The following is a 17351-nucleotide window of genomic DNA, read 5'->3' on the forward strand; positions in this document are numbered from 1 at the left end:
GGTGCTGTTGCTGCTGGTTCTTCTTATGATGGCTGCCGCAGCGCTTCCTTTCATCAGCTATGCCCCTAATCGCCTCGTCTCCGGCGAAGGTCGCCAGCTCTGGGATATCTGGCCCGCAAGTGCGTGGGGGCTGGTGGTTCTATTTTTACTGCTGCTTTTTTTGTGCTTGCAACCCGGTAAGTCCGGCAGCGTATTCACGCTTGTCGTCATGCAACTGCTGGTGATTGCAGCACTGATGACCGCCGGGAAAATAGCAACCTTGCTTGCTCAGACGGGAAGCCCGCTGGCCAGAACCAGCCTCGGTAGTGGGTTCTGGCTTGGACTGGGTTTAATGCTGCTGGCATGCAGTGACGCCATTCGCCGTATCACATCTCAGCCACTCTGGCGTTGGATTCTGCATACACAAATTGCTGTCGTACCGCTGGCGCTGCTGTTCTTCGGCACATTCAACGATCTTTCTCTGCTCAAAGAGTATACCAATCGCCAGGACGTCTTCGATGATGCACTGGCGCAGCATCTGACTATCCTGGTTGGAACCGTTGTTCCTGCGCTGTTGATTGGCGTGCCGCTGGGGATTTGGTGCGCTTTATCTGCATCGCGGCAGGGGCCGGTATTTGCCGTACTGAACATCATTCAAACCATTCCTTCTGTGGCGTTGTTCGGCCTGCTGCTCGCACCGCTCGCCGGTCTGGTTAATCATTTTCCCTGGCTAGGCAGGCTTGGGATTGCGGGAACCGGTCTGACACCGGCACTCATTGCTCTGGTGTTGTACGCATTATTACCGCTGGTGCGCGGCGTCGTGGCAGGACTGAACCAGGTTCCTCGTGATGTACTGGAAAGCGCCAGGGCAATGGGGATGAGTTCGCGTCAACGTTTTAGCGCGGTACAGCTCCCGCTGGCGCTGCCCGTTTTCTTGCGCAGTTTGCGCGTGGTGATGGTGCAGACGGTGGGGATGGCCGTCATTGCCGCACTGATTGGCGCGGGGGGATTTGGCGCGCTGGTTTTTCAGGGACTACTCAGTAGCGCTGTAGATTTGGTGCTGTTGGGCGTGATTCCGGTAGTTGTGCTGGCGGTGTTGATTGATGCGTTGTTTGATTTAGGCTTAGCTCTGCTGAAGGTGACAAACGATGATTGAATTTAGCCATGTCAGTAAAACCTATGGTCAACAAACGGCGGTCAACGATCTTAACCTGCATTTTCGCGAAGGCAGCTTTTCAGTATTAATTGGCACGTCAGGTTCGGGGAAATCCACCACGTTGAAAATGATAAATCGACTGGTGGAACATGACAGCGGTCAGATCCGCTTTGCCGGGGAGGAGATCCGCAGTCTGCCGGTGCTGGAGTTAAGACGGCGTATGGGGTACGCCATTCAATCTATCGGATTGTTTCCACACTGGACTGTCGCGCAGAATATTGCCACCGTACCACAACTGCAAAAATGGTCGCGTTCGCGTATTGATGAACGAACAGAAGAACTGATGGCTTTACTGGGACTGGAAGCAGAGTTGCGTCACCGATATCCGCATCAGCTTTCCGGTGGGCAGCAGCAGCGGGTGGGGGTGGCACGTGCTCTGGCGGCGGATCCTCAGGTTCTTTTGATGGATGAGCCTTTTGGCGCGCTGGATCCGGTGACGCGCGGTGCCTTGCAGCAAGAGATGACCCGTATTCATCGCTTGCTTGGTCGCACTATTGTGCTGGTGACTCACGATATCGACGAGGCGTTGAGGCTGGCGGAACATCTGGTATTGATGGATGCGGGTGAGGTCGTGCAGCAAGGAACACCGCTGTCGATGTTGACCGCTCCGGCTAATGATTTCGTTCAAACATTTTTTGGTCGCAGCGAACTTGGCGTGCGGCTCCTGTCGCTGCGAACTGTGGGCGATTTTATGCGACATGATACGCAACTGTGCGGGGAACCACTGGTCGATGAGATGACGTTACGTGATGCGCTCTCCATTTTCGTGGCTCGCGGTTGTGAAGTCTTACCGGTGGTTAATTCACAGGGCGTTGCCTGCGGTACGCTTCATTTTCACGATTTGCTTACGGAGATACCGTACCGTGAAACGTCTGTCTGACCCGCTGCTCTGGCTGATTGCGCTTTTTCTGCTCCTGCTGGCAGGCTTACCGCACAGCCAGGCACTGTTTGGCGCGCTGTTTCCACAGTTACCTCGTCCTGTTTATCAGCAGGAAAGTTTTATAGCGCTGGCGCTGGCCCATTTTGCGCTGGTGGGGAGCTCAAGCCTGGTTGCCGTGATCATCGGTACAGGTGCGGGGATAGCGGTAACCCGTTCGTGGGGGACTGAGTTTCGCCCCCTGGTGGAAACAATCGCCGCCGTGGGGCAAACTTTTCCACCGGTAGCTGTACTGGCGATCGCCGTACCCGTAATGGGTTTTGGTCCGGAACCTGCCATTATTGCGCTGACCTTGTATGGTGTGCTCCCAGTTTTACAGGCAACGCTGGCGGGGTTGGGGGGAATTTCTGGCAGCGTGATGGATATCGCCCGCGGAATGGGGATGAGCGATGGGCAGAGACTGCGTAAAGTGGAGCTTCCGCTGGCGGCTCCGGTCATTCTGGCGGGAATTCGCACGTCGGTGATTATTAACATTGGCACCGCGACAATTGCTTCGACCGTTGGGGCAAACACGCTGGGAACGCCGATTATCATCGGACTAAGCGGATTCAATACTGCTTATGTAATTCAGGGAGCGCTGTTGGTCGCGTTGGCCGCAGTCATTGTCGATCGCGGGTTTGAGCGCTTATCGCACTACCTTACCCGGCACGTAAAATAAAGGTATAGCCTGCCAGCATTACACCGCCGATACCGCCGATGGCCATCAGCAGGAAGAGGGTTATTACACCGATTTTAGCTGCGCTCATTATGCACTCCTTATGTTGATTAAAGGATTGTACACGTTTGTTAATAGAATATTAAATGCCAAGTGGATAAATATCGTGGCCCAGCGCCCGCCATTTATCCAGTTGCTGTTGCTGAGCGGGGGTTTGACTTTCTCCACACCAGATGAGTAAAGTCCGACCTTCAAACAGTTCCGGTCGTAGCTGGTTTAGCGAATGTGCCAGCACATCAACCCGCCATCCCTGCTGACTGGCAACCCAACCCTCCAGCCATAATCGGGTGGTATCGTGAATATTCCAGCCGACGACCAGTGCATCTTTCCCCTGTTTTTTACGCGCCGACGCAAGGCAAATAGCAATGTAGTTGATGAGGACGCCATCAAGGATACCCAGTAACGCCTGGAGTACAGGCTGCTGACATTGCAGACGCCGCCGCAGAGGAATGAATAAATGTGTGTTAAGCGTCTGCGCGGGATAATCCTGGCCACGCTCCTTTATCCATACTCTGAGGCTATGCAAATTATTACTTTGCAAATAGCTCAATAAGGTTTCTTGTTGTTCACGCCAGCCGTTATGCACATCAATATTTTCATTACTGAGCAACATTTTTACTTTGCTGACCTGTACCCCATTATTTATCCAGCGTTTGATTTCGCGGATCCGGTCGATGTCAGCATCGTTAAACAGGCGATGACCGCCGTCTGTCCGTTGCGGTTTTAGTAATCCATAACGTCTCTGCCATGCGCGTAAAGTGACAGGATTGATATCACAAAGCAAAGCCACTTCACCTATTGTGTAAAGCGCCATCGTTGTCTCACTCATGCTCGCGAGGTCCCAGTTTTACTTTAGACGCTCTTTTGCGAACCAGGTAGTTTTGATTGTTTTTTGATCACAATGTGGGTGATATTGTGTCCGGACGGGCGCTTTTGAGTGATCGTTCTCACAAATTCTTTTTTTTTTGCAACAGTTCAAAGAAAGTTAAGCGTAGCCCATGTATGTTACGCCCTTTTAAGTGAAGTGTGGTTGGCGGGTATGTACGAGTTTAATCTGGTGTTGCTGCTGCTTCAGCAGATGTGTGTGTTTCTCGTTATCGCGTGGCTGATGAGCAAAACACGCCTGTTTATCCCGCTGATGCAGGTCACCATCCGGCTGCCTCACAAACTCCTCTGTTATGTTACCTTCTCCATCTTCTGCATTATGGGCACCTACTTTGGTCTGCATATTGAAGACTCGATTGCGAATACCCGAGCTATCGGTGCGGTGATGGGCGGCTTATTGGGTGGCCCGGTTGTCGGAGGTTTAGTTGGGCTGACCGGTGGCCTTCATCGTTACTCGATGGGCGGAATGACGGCCCTCAGCTGTATGATTTCGACCATCGTGGAAGGCCTGCTCGGAGGGCTGGTACACAGTGTGCTTACCCGCCGCGGTCGCACTGATAAAGTATTTAGCCCGCTGACGGCAGGTGCGATTACCTTTGTTGCTGAACTGGTACAGATGCTGATCATTTTATTGATTGCGCGTCCTTTTGAAAATGCGTTGCACCTTGTCAGTAACATTGCCGCACCGATGATGGTCACCAATACTGTGGGTGCGGCGTTGTTTATGCGTATTTTGCTCGACAAACGAGCCATGTTTGAAAAATACACTTCAGCGTTTTCTGCCACTGCGTTAAAAGTTGCTGCCTCGACGGAAGGTATTTTGCGTCAGGGGTTCAACGAGGTTAACAGCATGAAGGTCGCCCAGGTGTTGTACGAAGAGCTGGATATCGGCGCAGTGGCGATTACCGATCGCGAAAAGCTCCTGGCGTTTACCGGCATTGGCGACGATCATCACCTGCCAGGCCGGCCCATTTCATCCTCGTATACGCAACGGGCGATTGATACCGGAGAGGTGGTTTATGCCGATGGTAACGAAGTGCCGTACCGCTGCTCGCTGCATCCGCAATGCAAATTAGGCTCTACGCTGGTGATCCCGCTACGTGGTGAAAATCAGCGGGTGATGGGGACCATTAAACTGTATGAAGCCAAAAATCGTCTTTTTAGCTCAATTAACCGCACGCTGGGAGAAGGGATCGCCCAACTGCTGTCGGCGCAGATTCTGGCCGGCCAGTACGAGCGTCAAAAAGCGATGCTCACGCAGTCAGAAATTAAGCTCTTGCATGCTCAGGTAAATCCACATTTTCTGTTTAATGCGCTCAATACCATTAAAGCCGTGATTCGACGCGACAGCGAACAGGCCAGCCAACTGGTGCAGTATCTCTCGACCTTCTTTCGCAAAAACTTAAAACGGCCATCAGAGATTGTGACGTTGGCCGATGAAATTGAGCACGTTAATGCTTATCTACAAATTGAAAAGGCGCGATTCCAGTCACGCTTGCAGGTGACCCTAACGGTTCCGGAAGAGCTTTCTCACCAGCAATTACCGGCTTTTACTTTGCAGCCGATAGTGGAGAATGCCATTAAGCACGGTACTTCACAGCTACTTGATACCGGTGAGGTGTCGATTACTGCCCGACGAGAAGGGCAGTATCTGATGCTGGATATCGAAGATAATGCCGGATTGTATCAGCCCACAACAGAAGCCAGCGGACTGGGTATGAATCTGGTAGATAAACGACTGCGGGAGCGGTTTGGTGATGATTTTGGCATCAGCGTAGCCTGCGAACCCGACCATTTTACCCGAATCACTTTACGACTTCCTCTGGAGGAACTGGCATGATCAAGGTGTTGATTGTGGATGATGAACCGTTAGCGCGGGAGAATCTGCGGATCCTGTTGCAGGAGCAAAGTGACATTGAGATTGTGGGGGAGTGTTCGAACGCGGTTGAGGCCATCGGTGCAGTACATAAATTGCGCCCGGATGTATTGTTCCTCGATATTCAGATGCCGCGGATTAGTGGCCTGGAAATGGTCGGTATGCTTGATCCGGAGCATCGTCCGTATATCGTTTTTCTGACCGCTTTCGATGAATATGCGGTTAAAGCTTTTGAAGAACACGCCTTTGATTATTTGCTCAAGCCGATAGAGGAAACGCGGCTGGAGAAAACGCTGATCCGTTTACGTCAGGAACGTACCAAGCAGGATGTGTCGCTGCTGCCGGAAAACCAGCAGATGCTTAAGTTTATTCCGTGTACTGGCCATAGCCGTATCTATCTGCTGCAAATGGATGATGTGGCGTTTATCAGCAGTCGTATGAGCGGTGTCTATGTCACCAGCAGCGATGGTAAAGAAGGCTTTACTGAACTTACATTGAGAACACTGGAAAGCCGTACTCCGCTGTTGCGCTGCCATCGACAATACCTGGTTAACATGGCGCAATTACAGGAGATCCGCCTGGAAGATAACGGCCAGGCAGAATTGATTTTACGCAACGGACTGACGGTCCCGGTAAGTCGTCGTTATCTTAAAAGTCTAAAAGAGGCGATTGGACTGTAAAACTGATACACTGCGCGCCATTGCATCACCGACAGTTGAAGACTCTATGCTAAGTAACGACATTCTTCGTAGCCTGCGCTACACCCTGAAAGCGAATAATAATGACATGGTGCGTATTCTTGCGCTCGCCGACATGGAATCCACCTCCGCAGGTTTCGACACCTGGATGACGAAAGAAGATGAAGAGGGTTTTGTTCGCTGCCCTGATATCATCCTCTCCGGTTTTTTAAATGGCCTTATCTACCATAAGCGCGGTAAAGATGATTCTGCGCCTGAACTGGCACTTGAGCGCCGCGTTAATAACAACACGGTGTTGAAAAAACTGCGTATCGCCTTTTCACTGAAAACCGATGACATTCTGGCCATTATGACCCAGCAGAAGTTTCGCGTGTCGATGCCGGAGATCACCGCGATGATGCGCGCGCCGGACCACAAAAACTATCGTGAGTGTGGGGATCAGTTCCTGCGTTATTTCCTGCGTGGTTTGGTGATTCGCGAACACGCAAAGAAAGCGTAGCGCGTATTTATCTGTACTGAACCGCGATATAAAAAACGCTGCCGAAGCAGCGTTTTTTTATGCGGATTATTTCACCTGCTGACCAGGTTTTGCACCTTCGTCAGGACTTAACAGGAAGATATCTTTCCCGCCAGGGCCTGCGGCCATTACCATCCCTTCCGAAATACCGAAGCGCATTTTACGCGGCGCCAGGTTAGCAACCATCACGGTCAGACGACCAATCAGCACCTGTGGCTCCGGATAAGCAGAACGAATACCAGAGAAGACATTACGTTTTTCACCGCCCAGGTCCAGCGACAGGCGCAGCAGCTTGTCGGAACCTTCAACGAACTCAGCGTTTTCAATCAGCGCTACGCGCAGGTCAACTTTGGCAAAATCGTCAAAGGTGATGGTTTCCTGAATCGGGTCATCCGCCAGCGGACCGGTAACCGGTGCAACTGCGGCTTTCACCTCTTCTTTGGACGCCTCAACCAGCGCTTCAACTTGTTTCATGTCGATGCGGTTGTAGAGCGCCTTAAAGGTGTTGACCTTGTGGCCGAGCAGAGGCTGCTGAATGGCATCCCAGCTCAGCTCTGTGTTCAGGAACGCTTCGACACGCTCGCTCAGCGTTGGCAGAACCGGTTTCAGGTACGTCATCAGTACACGGAACAGGTTGATCCCCATAGAGCAAATCGCCTGCAGGTCGGCGTCACGGCCTTCCTGTTTCGCGACAACCCACGGAGCCTGTTCGTCGACGTAGCGGTTTGCTACGTCTGCCAGCGCCATGATTTCACGAATGGCTTTACCAAATTCACGGCTGTCCCATGCTTCACCAATAACTGCTGCGGCGTCGGTAAAGGTTTTGTACAGAGCCGGATCGGCCAGTTCTGCCGCCAGTACGCCATCAAAACGCTTACTGATAAAACCTGCGTTACGAGAAGCCAGGTTCACCACTTTATTGACGATATCGGCATTAACACGCTGAACAAAGTCTTCCAGGTTCAGGTCGATGTCATCAATACGCGAAGAGAGCTTCGCTGTGTAGTAGTAGCGCAGGCTGTCGGCATCAAAATGCTTCAGCCAGGTGCTGGCCTTAATGAACGTACCACGAGACTTGGACATCTTCGCACCGTTTACCGTGACATAACCGTGTACGAACAGGTTGGTCGGCTTACGGAAGTTGCTGCCTTCCAGCATGGCAGGCCAGAACAGGCTGTGGAAATAGACGATATCTTTACCGATGAAATGATACAGCTCGGCGTCGGAATCTTTCTTCCAGTATTCGTCAAAGCTGGTGGTATCGCCGCGCTTGTCGCACAGGTTCTTGAAGGAGCCCATGTAGCCAATCGGCGCGTCCAGCCAGACGTAGAAATATTTGCCTGGAGCGTTCGGTATTTCAAAACCAAAGTACGGCGAGTCGCGGGAGATATCCCACTGCTGCAGGCCGGATTCAAACCATTCCTGCATTTTATTTGCCACTTGTTCCTGCAGCGCGCCGCTGCGCGTCCATGCCTGCAGCATTTCGCTGAACGACGGCAGGTCGAAGAAGAAGTGTTCGGAGTCACGCATTACCGGCGTCGCGCCGGAAACGACGGATTTCGGTTCGATAAGTTCGGTTGGGCTGTAGGTCGCGCCACATACTTCACAGTTATCGCCGTACTGATCCGCAGCCTTACATTTCGGGCAGGTGCCTTTTACAAAACGGTCCGGCAGGAACATACCTTTTTCCGGATCGTAAAGCTGGGAGATGGTACGGTTCTTAATAAAACCGTTTTCCTTCAGGCGTGTGTAAATCAGCTCGGACAACTCGCGGTTCTCTTCGCTATGCGTTGAGTGGTAGTTGTCGTAGCTGATGTCAAAACCTGCAAAATCAGTCTGATGCTCCTGACTCATTTCACCGATCATCTGCTCAGGTGTGATACCAAGTTGCTGTGCTTTCAGCATGATTGGCGTACCGTGTGCGTCGTCCGCGCAGATGAAGTTAACCTGGTGGCCGCGCATTCGCTGGTAACGGACCCAGACATCAGCCTGGATGTGCTCCAGCATATGGCCGAGGTGGATAGAGCCGTTGGCGTACGGCAGCGCGCACGTTACCAGAATTTTCTTCGCGACTTGAGTCATAGTGGGCAATTACTTCTTTTGTAGTGAAAAGGGCTTTGATAGTACCAAAATGGTAATTACTGCGCCAAGCGATAAGGACATTTATCCACAAATGAATAATTGCGACGGTTGGAGTAAACTACCCGATGACAATCGTATTTTCAGAACAACAAAAAGGAGTCGGGATGAACCCACAATCCCAGGCCAAATCACCAGAAACCCTGCGCGCCATGGTCGCCGGGACGCTGGCGAATTTTCAGCATTCAACCCTGAAGCATAATCTGACGACGCTTAAAGCGTTGCATCATGTCGCCTGGATGGATGACACGTTGCACGTAGAGCTGGTCATGCCATTCGTCTGGCACAGTGCGTTTGAGGTATTAAAAGAGCAGTGCAGTGCCGATTTACTGCGTATCACTGGTGCGAAAGCGATTGACTGGAAGCTGTCGCATAACATTGCGACGCTGAAGCGCGTGAAAAACCAGCCGGGTATTAATGGTGTGAAGAACATCATCGCCGTTAGTTCAGGTAAAGGTGGGGTAGGTAAATCATCTACTGCCGTTAACCTTGCACTGGCGCTCGCGGCAGAAGGGGCGAAAGTCGGTATTCTTGATGCCGATATTTATGGTCCCTCTATTCCGACCATGCTCGGTGCAGAAAATCAGCGTCCGACCTCGCCAGATGGCACCCATATGGCGCCGATTATGTCTCATGGCCTGGCAACCAACTCCATTGGTTATCTGGTAACGGACGACAACGCGATGGTGTGGCGAGGCCCAATGGCCAGCAAGGCGTTGCTGCAGATGCTGCAGGAGACCTTATGGCCGGATCTTGATTATCTGGTACTGGATATGCCGCCGGGTACTGGTGACATTCAGTTGACGCTGGCGCAGAACATTCCGGTGACAGGGGCAGTTGTTGTGACTACGCCGCAGGATATCGCGCTAATCGATGCTAAAAAAGGCATCGTCATGTTTGAAAAAGTGGAAGTGCCGGTATTAGGCATTGTTGAGAACATGAGTATGCATATCTGCAGTAACTGTGGCCACCACGAGCCGATTTTTGGCACTGGTGGTGCGCAGAAACTGGCAGAACAGTACCATACCCAACTACTGGGACAAATGCCGCTGCATATTACCCTGCGCGAAGATCTCGATCGTGGCACGCCGACGGTTATCAGCCGCCCTGACAGCGAATTCACGGCGATTTACCGCGACCTGGCGGGACGTGTGGCAGCACAGCTTTACTGGCAGGGAGAAGTGATCCCGGGTGAGATTGCTTTCCGCGCCGTGTAATTTACGCTGCACATATTCACCGCATTAATGAGTTATTGATGCGGTGAATATTTTAAATAAATAGTCGCGCTTTATTGTTTACCCTGAGTTAATAAACCTCAATTTTATCCAAAAATAAATCTGTAACCCATCATTTAAATTGATCAAATCTATTCCCTTAATCTACAATTTCTATTGGTCGGGGCGGATACTTTCGCTCACAGGACACTGAACAAACTGTGTTTATGCCGTTTTACGTTAACTACAGGAATAACGTTAAAAATGAAAAACCGTTTGCTGATGGGGATAATAGTTCTGGGTTATGGAATAGGCTCACCTGCCTTTGCTTCTGATACTGCGACATTAACCATTAGCGGAACGGTCACCGCTCCCACCTGCAGTACCGATGTTGTGGAAAATCAACTCCAACAGCGATGTGGTAATACCACCCACCTTTCCAGTACATCCGATGTGGTTTCAGCGCCAGCCAGAGGCGTGATGACCGAAGTCGTTGCCGTCCAGGGTGATGCAACGCGACAGATTGTGCTAAATCGTTATGACTAATATCTATTTTATTCAGCATATATTATTTCAATGAATGATGTGTGTATTCTTTATTTGCTTAATGGATAATCACGAACAGTTAATTGCATCGATTTATTAATTCTTAATATATTGTTAAATGAAATTTATTTGTTGCAATTATATTGCTGGATTTCATTTGTTTTAAATCAATAAAACAATGCGTTTACATTGCGTTAACGATCTTCCTATGAGAATTTAATTCCCGGAGTTAACAGTTCTTACAAATAGAAATTAATTCATTAAGGAAGATACTATGAAACGTTCAGTTATTTCTGCTGCTGTGCTGACTGCTGTATTTATGAGCGCTGGGGCTTTTGCTGTTGATTCTGACCAGGGCGAGTTGGTTATTACCGGTAAGGTAACAGGAACGACATGTAAATTTGTGGGAGATACTACTGCGACAATCGACATGAACCAGATTGGTGCTGACCGGTTGAATGCTCTGACTCCGGGGGGAGTTTATGATGGATATTCTAATCAGACAACAACACCTCTGACAGTTGAATGTACGGGTACTGAAGCGCCAAGAATTACTTTCTCCAGTTCTCAATTCGACAGCGCAAATAAGTACATTACACGGAATACGGCATCGAGTAATGGTGCTGGTTTTGCAGTTTACTATGGTAATGATTTTATTCAACAGGTTAACCCTGGCACGGGTATTAATTTAACCAAGACAAGTGATAACAAATATATTCTGAACTTTAAAGCTCGTTATGCGAAAGCTGGCAATGCTGTTACTGCTGGTGATGTTGCTTCTTCACTGACAATGACCGTTGTTACTGATTAATTGATTAATATCCTTTTTGTCGGCGGCTATGGCCGCCGGTTATTTCTGTAGCAAGGATAATTATAATGAAAAAAATATTAGTCTTATTGTTGCTTGGCACAGTATTGCCAGCGTGGGGGGGCATCTATATTTACGGCACCCGTGTTATTTATCCGGCGCAAAAAAAAGAGATTATTGTACAGTTAATGAATGAAGGTAATCGCAGCGCACTTGTCCAGTCGTGGATTGACGATGGTGATACCAGTCTGCCACCAGAGAAAATTCAGGTGCCGTTTGTGATGACTCCGCCGGTAGTTCGTGTCAGTGGCGGTTCCGGTCAGCAACTGAAAATTAAACAACTGGCAAATACTCTACCGAAAGATCGAGAAAGCTTATTTTTCCTTAATGTATTAGATATTCCTCCTAATTCATCAGGCTCCGAAAATAAGAATATAATTAAATTTGCTATGCAAAATCGTATTAAATTTATTTACCGTCCACAAAGTGTTGCTGGTGTAACTAAAGATAGTTTTGCCCATCTGAAGATCAGGTATATCGGTGGTGGTTTAAATATAAAAAATGATTCGGCTAACTGGATAACTATTCCAGAGTTAATGGGAAATAAAAAAATCAATACAGAAACGTTGATGCTGGCGCCATGGTCGGATAAAACGCTGAATACCACCACTATTGTTAATCATTACAAAGTTACTCTTATTGATGATCACGGCAATTACTTGAGTGAAAATATAAAAGTCGATAAATAGCTCAAGGACTGGCTATGTCAAAGATAAATTCTATTACACTGGCCATTTTGTCAGTGCTAACGAATCCAGCCGTATGGGCTGAAGAGGAATCGTTTGATACTCATTTTATGATCGGTGGTTTAAATGGTGAGAAAATTTCTCACTATCAGATTGATGGCGATAAGCCGATGCCCGGCATGTATGAAATGGATGTCTATCTAAATAAGCAGTGGCGCGGGCATTACGATATCAATATTAAAGCTGACCCGGAGATGACATGCTTATCATGGGAGCAGTTGCAGCAAATTGGTATTCGTACTGAAGGTATTAAAGCTGATAAAAATGAAGATTGCGTACCGCTACGTGCGGCAGTACAGGGTGGTAGCATTGGGTATGATATCGGGCAATTTGTACTGAATTTGAACGTGCCTCAGGCATATGTGAATGAATATGAGTCGGGTTATATGCCTCCCGAAACCTGGGAACGAGGGATTAACGCATTTTACACTTCTTATTATGCCAGCCAGTATTACAGTAATTATAAACATGGTGGCGATGATAAAAGCAGTTATGTGAGTCTGAACAGCGGATTGAACGTACTGGACTGGCAGCTGCATTCGAATGCTAACTATACGAAAGGCAACGAGGGCAGAGGTGAGTGGAAAAGTAATACCTTATATGTGGAACGTGGTATTCCGTCGATCCTTAGCACGTTGCGCGCTGGAGACATGTATACCAGTTCGGATATTTTTGACGCTGTACGGTTTCGCGGCGTACGTATCTGGCGTGATATGCAAATGTTGCCAAACTCGAAACAGCGCTTTACACCGGTGGTACGTGGCATAGCGCAGAGCAACGCGCTGGTGTCTATTGAACAAAACGGTTTTGTTATTTATCAGAAAGAGGTCTCTCCGGGGCCTTTCGCTATTGATGATTTGCAGCTTGCCGGTGGTGGCGCGGATCTGGATGTTAGTGTGAAAGAGGCCGATGGTTCGATAAGACATTATCTGGTGCCTTATTCATCGGTACCCAATATGTTGCAGGCTGGGGTAGCGAAATATGATTTCGCTGCCGGACGTAGCAATATTGAAGGTGCGAGCAATCAGTCTGATTTTATCCAGGGTAGTTATCAGTATGGATTGAATAATCTGCTAACTGCATATGGTGGTTCAATGTTGTCGGAGAACTACTATTCATTTGTGCTCGGTACTGGATGGAATACGCCGATTGGTGCGATCTCGGTAGATGGAACTCGCTCACACAGTGAACAGGATAACGGCGTTTTTGACGGGCAGAGTTATCAGGTCGCGTGGAACAAATATGTCGCGCAGACCGGAACTCAGTTTGCGCTGGCGGCCTATCGCTACTCTTCGCGGGATTACCGTACTTTCAACGATCATGTGTGGGCGAATAACAAAAATAGTTATGATCGAGACGAAAATGATGCGTATGACATTGCAGACTACTACCAATATGACTTTGGTCGTAAGAATAGCTTTTCCCTCAACATCAACCAGGCATTACCTGATAGCTGGGGATTTCTGGCCGTTAGCGGCCTGTGGCGCGATTACTGGGGCCGTAGCGGAACCGGTAAAGATTATCAGTTGAGCTACTCGAACACTTGGCAACGTATCAGTTATACCTTATCTGCCAGCCAGACGTATGATGAAGAAAACCGTCAGGATAAACGTTTTAACCTGTATATCTCTATTCCATTCTCCTGGGGCGATGGGATTGCCACTCGGCGGCGCGATCTGTTTGTTTCCAATTCAACGACGTTCGATGATGACGGCTATCAGTCGAATAACACCAGTTTAAGTGGGGTGGCGGGTAACCGTGATCAATTCAGCTACGGTGCTAATTTCAGTCATCAGCAGCAGGGAAGTGAGACCGCGGCGAGCGGCAGTTTAGTATGGCGCATGCCAGTGGCGACGCTCGGCGGCAGTTACAGTCAATCGAATCAATATCAACAGGTCAGCGGCAATATTCAGGGAGGGATTGTGGCGTGGTCTGATGGTGTCGCCCTAACTCCCCGACTTTCAGATACTTTCGCCATTATAAAAGCCCCTGGCCTGCAGGGTGCGGCGGTGCAGGGACAGCGTTATTTAACGACGGACAGCAAAGGCTATGCTGTTTATGACAGTCTGACTCCATACCGCGAAAATATGCTGATGCTGGATCTTTCCGACAGCAACAGCGATGTGACATTACTGGGAAATCACAAAGGCACAGTGCCTTATCGTGGCGCGGTTGTGATGGCGGAGTTTGAAACTGACCGGCGTAAATCCTGGAACTTCCGTGCTCAACGGACGGACGGTTCTCCATTATCGTTTGGCTATGAAGTGGAGGATAATACCGGCAATAACGTTGGTTTGGTCGGCCAGGGCAGTCGGTTATTTATTCGCACCGACGACATTCCTGCTTCTGTACGTGTTGCGGTTAATAAACAACAGGGACAATTCTGCACAATTATCTTTGAGAAGATGATTGATGAGAGCAAAGTCTATATTTGCCAGTAAGGATGATAAATATGAAAGAGTATATATGTCTAATATTTTTGCTGTTGTCATCCTTTGGGTTACAGGCGAAGTGTACTTTTGATAATTCAAACTCGGCAACGCCAGTAGTTAATCTGGATATGACCACAGGAGTTGCGGTAGTGAAACTAAATATCAACGCTACTGGTAATATAAAATGCAATGCCAATAGTGATAATTTATATTACGCCACGCCATTGCAGGACTATATTGTTGCTTTTCAGGGTAGTAGTGGTAATAGAGTTTTAATTAAGATTAACTTAACCGGAGATGGTTTTCCTGTAAGCATAGGAAATAGAACGGTTAGTGCCGGAGAAATACTGAATGATAAAGTTTTTACAGTGACGGCATCTTATGTAAATTCAGGAACTGCAAAGCAGACGGTATCTGGCAATGCATTTAATCTGAGCGATCCCGCTGTGAGCATTACCTCAGAAAACACCTGTACATCCAACTGGTTAAGTTATCTCTATTGTTGGATTACAGGACGATTGTCAAACTCTTCAGCCTTTACTCAGAATATTAATTTTACTGTGACACACAAACCTACAACCTGCCGGTTTTCAGAATCTACATACAAAATCCAAATGCCAGAGACCACATTAAATGACATAGTAGGCACGACTAATACCAAATCAGGTACTGCAAATCTGGTATTGAACTGCGATAGTGTGTACAACGTTACTACTAATCCGGTAAGTTTTATCGTTTCACGTGGTGACTGGAACGAGAGTGGTACAATATTGAAAAATACCTTCATTAATGGTGCAAAAGGCGTTGGCTTCCAGATATATAATGGCACTGCGACTACGCCATTAAGACGCGGAGATATATTAATGAACAGGATTGTTAAAATGGCAGCAGTCAGTAATCAGTACACGTTTCCGATTATCGCAAAGTACGTGCGAGTCGCAGAGGAACCATTGCAACCAGGTGAAATGCAGAGCAAAGTGATATTTGCTGTATCCTATGATTAATTAATATTATTATGACAGTCTGGTGAACTCACGTACTTTCATTCCGAAAGTACGTGTATGTATTTTATCACCGGTGATAAAAAATCTCGCCGTCATAGGCTTTAATGATCTTCCCGTCGGCATCATTAATCAGTACATATGCGCCACCCATATAGGTCCAGTGTGTGCCTGCGGCTGGTGCTGGCAGGTTGCGCTGATTCCACTGCTTAATGGCGTACTCATCAGTACGGTACAGCTGAGGGACTGTGTCTCCTGGCTTGAAATGGGTAAAGTCGGCAATAAAACCACTTAGCTCATACTTATCAATCCCCTTGGGGGCAGCTGTTGCGGCTGGCGCGGCCCAAACAACGCTGGTCGTGAGTAATAATGCACCCAACAACGTTTTGTTCTTCATACCCATCCTCTCTACTTATTCGGGTCGTCAAAATCAGTCGTGTATCATTCTCATCGTACAGGGCTTCTGACAAGCACTATTTTGTTATGACTCCCAGAATTTCGTAAAAAGTGTAAATAAAAACGTAGAGATACGCCACTCATGATGTAGGTCGGCAAGGCGTTGAATCGGGCTAATCAGGATGAGGGAGAATTCTCCGTAACATTGAGTCCAGCAAACCGCGACCAGTCATAATTTCGGATAACGGAAACCAGTGCCTCAACACCTGGACTCATTCTTTTATTCCGGGGACAAACCAGGGCGTAACGGGCCTGAGGAAGAATTTCCCTGACAGGTAGCTCCCGCAACTGAAATCCTTCGAAAGGGGATGACATTGCTCGCGCCAGTACCGTGATATACCCAGCATGCATCACCAGATTAAAAATAGTGATCACTGAGTCAGTATGTATTACCCGGTCAGTGTTGACGACGTTATGCTCTAACAACTCGGACAACGCCTGGTAGTATCCCATATCTGTCTGGGGCAATACCCAGCGAGCTTGTCGCAGAGCGTTCAATGTTTCACATGCTGCAAGAGGGTGATCTTGCCGGGAAATGAATGCAAACTCTGCACTAAAGAGTGGCCAGACATACAAATTCTGAACTGGCATATCTGGTGTCACTGTTCCAATAGCGAAATCAAGTCTGCCTTCCCGCAAATCCGGTAGCAGGGATGAGAGTTGGGCTTCCTTCATTGATATCTGAGCAATCGGATAGCGCCGGGTAAACTGCGTAATAATATCCGGCATTGCGGTAAAACCGATCAGAGATGAAAATCCAAAAGCGAGTTCCATAACCGGTTCATCGAGGATCCTGCGCATATCATTGACGGCCAGCGATAAATCTTTAAGAACCGTTCTGGCATGCGGAAGTAATATTTTGCCAGCATCACTTAATTCAATGCCGGTGTTATTTCGGATTATTAGCTCTGTACCAAAATAGTCTTCAATATCATGAATGGTTTTAGTGACCGAGGGCTGTGTGAGTCCCAGCGATCTTGCTGCAGCCCGGATACTCCCACAGCGAACGACTTCCTGAAACACGATAAAATATTGTGTCTTTGGCAGGGCATGCATAAATAAGATCTCATACAAAGTAATTATACTTATATTCCCATAAAACAAATGCGCAGACTAAGCAAAAATG

Annotated in this window: 17 protein-coding genes; 12 read left to right on the forward strand and 5 right to left on the reverse strand. The window is 48.4% G+C overall.

What is annotated here, in order from left to right:
• Positions 1–25 precede the first annotated feature (25 nt).
• The 3 genes from SK36_RS06270 to SK36_RS06280 are packed head-to-tail and all read left to right on the forward strand — an operon-like array spanning position 26 to position 2790.
• Complete coding sequence (locus SK36_RS06270) at positions 26–1135, forward strand: ABC transporter permease (protein WP_048222604.1); 1110 nt, start codon at positions 26–28, stop codon at positions 1133–1135.
• A complete protein-coding gene (locus SK36_RS06275; RefSeq protein ID WP_048221053.1) occupies positions 1128–2075 on the forward strand; it encodes an ABC transporter ATP-binding protein in 948 nt (315 codons plus the stop codon). Before SK36_RS06270 ends, SK36_RS06275 begins: the two co-directional genes overlap by 8 nt.
• Positions 2059–2790, forward strand: a complete 732-nt coding sequence (locus SK36_RS06280; RefSeq protein ID WP_048221054.1) for an ABC transporter permease — start codon at positions 2059–2061, stop codon at positions 2788–2790. Before SK36_RS06275 ends, SK36_RS06280 begins: the two co-directional genes overlap by 17 nt.
• Here SK36_RS06280 and SK36_RS23415 read toward each other — a convergent pair.
• Together SK36_RS23415 and mlrA are read right to left on the reverse strand one after the other, a co-directional pair.
• Positions 2771–2878: a protein YohO gene (locus tag SK36_RS23415; protein ID WP_003027354.1), complete on the reverse strand. Its 108-nt coding sequence runs from the start codon at positions 2876–2878 to the stop codon at positions 2771–2773. The genes SK36_RS06280 and SK36_RS23415 overlap by 20 nt on opposite strands.
• 51 nt (positions 2879–2929) lie before the next feature.
• A complete protein-coding gene (mlrA, locus tag SK36_RS06285) occupies positions 2930–3661 on the reverse strand; it encodes an HTH-type transcriptional regulator MlrA (RefSeq protein WP_048222607.1) in 732 nt (243 codons plus the stop codon).
• 225 nt (positions 3662–3886) lie between these two features.
• Between mlrA and SK36_RS06290 the strand changes: the two genes are divergently transcribed.
• The 3 genes from SK36_RS06290 to SK36_RS06300 are packed head-to-tail and all read left to right on the forward strand — an operon-like array spanning position 3887 to position 6805.
• Positions 3887–5572 (forward strand): sensor histidine kinase, encoded by a 1686-nt coding sequence (locus SK36_RS06290; protein ID WP_045444957.1) that lies wholly within the window; start codon positions 3887–3889, stop codon positions 5570–5572.
• On the forward strand, positions 5569–6288 hold the full coding sequence (btsR, locus tag SK36_RS06295; protein WP_045444954.1) for a two-component system response regulator BtsR: 720 nt from the start codon (positions 5569–5571) through the stop codon (positions 6286–6288). Before SK36_RS06290 ends, btsR begins: the two co-directional genes overlap by 4 nt.
• A gap of 46 nt (positions 6289–6334) precedes the next feature.
• Positions 6335–6805, forward strand: a complete 471-nt coding sequence (locus SK36_RS06300) for a YehS family protein (protein WP_045449699.1) — start codon at positions 6335–6337, stop codon at positions 6803–6805.
• Between the two features lie 66 nt (positions 6806–6871).
• On the opposite strand, the gene metG is transcribed toward SK36_RS06300, so the two are convergent.
• Positions 6872–8905 carry a methionine--tRNA ligase gene (metG, locus tag SK36_RS06305; protein WP_045444951.1) on the reverse strand — a complete coding sequence of 678 codons (2034 nt, stop codon included), beginning with the start codon at positions 8903–8905 and terminating at the stop codon, positions 6872–6874.
• Positions 8906–9069: 164 nt separating this feature from the next.
• Here metG and apbC point away from each other — a divergent pair, with 164 nt between their 5' ends.
• From apbC to SK36_RS06335, 6 genes are all read left to right on the forward strand, one after another.
• Complete coding sequence (gene apbC, locus SK36_RS06310) at positions 9070–10179, forward strand: iron-sulfur cluster carrier protein ApbC (protein WP_048221056.1); 1110 nt, start codon at positions 9070–9072, stop codon at positions 10177–10179.
• 261 nt (positions 10180–10440) lie between these two features.
• Positions 10441–10722 (forward strand): DUF2574 family protein, encoded by a 282-nt coding sequence (locus SK36_RS06315; RefSeq protein ID WP_045444945.1) that lies wholly within the window; start codon positions 10441–10443, stop codon positions 10720–10722.
• A 274-nt stretch (positions 10723–10996) separates the two neighbouring features.
• A complete protein-coding gene (gene yehD / locus SK36_RS06320; RefSeq protein WP_048221057.1) occupies positions 10997–11533 on the forward strand; it encodes a fimbrial protein YehD in 537 nt (178 codons plus the stop codon).
• A 65-nt stretch (positions 11534–11598) separates the two neighbouring features.
• Positions 11599–12279, forward strand: coding sequence for a fimbrial assembly chaperone (locus tag SK36_RS06325; protein WP_048221058.1), 681 nt, complete (start codon positions 11599–11601; stop codon positions 12277–12279).
• A 14-nt stretch (positions 12280–12293) separates the two neighbouring features.
• Complete coding sequence (locus SK36_RS06330) at positions 12294–14777, forward strand: fimbrial biogenesis outer membrane usher protein (RefSeq protein ID WP_048221059.1); 2484 nt, start codon at positions 12294–12296, stop codon at positions 14775–14777.
• A gap of 11 nt (positions 14778–14788) precedes the next feature.
• Positions 14789–15772, forward strand: coding sequence for a fimbrial protein (locus SK36_RS06335; RefSeq protein WP_048221060.1), 984 nt, complete (start codon positions 14789–14791; stop codon positions 15770–15772).
• A gap of 67 nt (positions 15773–15839) precedes the next feature.
• Here the strand turns inward: SK36_RS06335 and SK36_RS06340 are convergent, their stop codons facing one another.
• A complete protein-coding gene (locus SK36_RS06340; RefSeq protein WP_136345384.1) occupies positions 15840–16172 on the reverse strand; it encodes an RcnB family protein in 333 nt (110 codons plus the stop codon).
• A 170-nt stretch (positions 16173–16342) separates the two neighbouring features.
• Positions 16343–17281 (reverse strand): transcriptional regulator TdcA, encoded by a 939-nt coding sequence (tdcA, locus tag SK36_RS06345; protein WP_045444927.1) that lies wholly within the window; start codon positions 17279–17281, stop codon positions 16343–16345.
• Positions 17282–17351 lie beyond the last annotated feature (70 nt).

It is taken from the genome of Citrobacter sp. MGH106 (assembly GCF_001037495.1).
Lineage (GTDB): Bacteria > Pseudomonadota > Gammaproteobacteria > Enterobacterales > Enterobacteriaceae > Citrobacter > Citrobacter murliniae.

What these genes read in the sequence shown, in the direction of transcription:
- SK36_RS06275 (WP_048221053.1), top strand. Translation starts at nt 1,128, where the DNA reads ATGATTGAATTTAGCCATGTCAGTAAAACCTATGGTCAACAAACGGCG.
- SK36_RS06325 (WP_048221058.1), top strand. Translation starts at nt 11,599, where the DNA reads ATGAAAAAAATATTAGTCTTATTGTTGCTTGGCACAGTATTGCCAGCG.
- SK36_RS06340 (WP_136345384.1), bottom strand. Translation starts at nt 16,172, where the DNA reads ATGGGTATGAAGAACAAAACGTTGTTGGGTGCATTATTACTCACGACC.
- apbC (WP_048221056.1), top strand. Translation starts at nt 9,070, where the DNA reads ATGAACCCACAATCCCAGGCCAAATCACCAGAAACCCTGCGCGCCATG.
- SK36_RS06270 (WP_048222604.1), top strand. Translation starts at nt 26, where the DNA reads ATGATGGCTGCCGCAGCGCTTCCTTTCATCAGCTATGCCCCTAATCGC.
- SK36_RS06330 (WP_048221059.1), top strand. Translation starts at nt 12,294, where the DNA reads ATGTCAAAGATAAATTCTATTACACTGGCCATTTTGTCAGTGCTAACG.
- SK36_RS06315 (WP_045444945.1), top strand. Translation starts at nt 10,441, where the DNA reads ATGAAAAACCGTTTGCTGATGGGGATAATAGTTCTGGGTTATGGAATA.
- mlrA (WP_048222607.1), bottom strand. Translation starts at nt 3,661, where the DNA reads ATGGCGCTTTACACAATAGGTGAAGTGGCTTTGCTTTGTGATATCAAT.
- SK36_RS06335 (WP_048221060.1), top strand. Translation starts at nt 14,789, where the DNA reads ATGAAAGAGTATATATGTCTAATATTTTTGCTGTTGTCATCCTTTGGG.
- tdcA (WP_045444927.1), bottom strand. Translation starts at nt 17,281, where the DNA reads ATGCATGCCCTGCCAAAGACACAATATTTTATCGTGTTTCAGGAAGTC.
- SK36_RS23415 (WP_003027354.1), bottom strand. Translation starts at nt 2,878, where the DNA reads ATGAGCGCAGCTAAAATCGGTGTAATAACCCTCTTCCTGCTGATGGCC.
- btsR (WP_045444954.1), top strand. Translation starts at nt 5,569, where the DNA reads ATGATCAAGGTGTTGATTGTGGATGATGAACCGTTAGCGCGGGAGAAT.
- metG (WP_045444951.1), bottom strand. Translation starts at nt 8,905, where the DNA reads ATGACTCAAGTCGCGAAGAAAATTCTGGTAACGTGCGCGCTGCCGTAC.
- SK36_RS06300 (WP_045449699.1), top strand. Translation starts at nt 6,335, where the DNA reads ATGCTAAGTAACGACATTCTTCGTAGCCTGCGCTACACCCTGAAAGCG.
- yehD (WP_048221057.1), top strand. Translation starts at nt 10,997, where the DNA reads ATGAAACGTTCAGTTATTTCTGCTGCTGTGCTGACTGCTGTATTTATG.
- SK36_RS06290 (WP_045444957.1), top strand. Translation starts at nt 3,887, where the DNA reads ATGTACGAGTTTAATCTGGTGTTGCTGCTGCTTCAGCAGATGTGTGTG.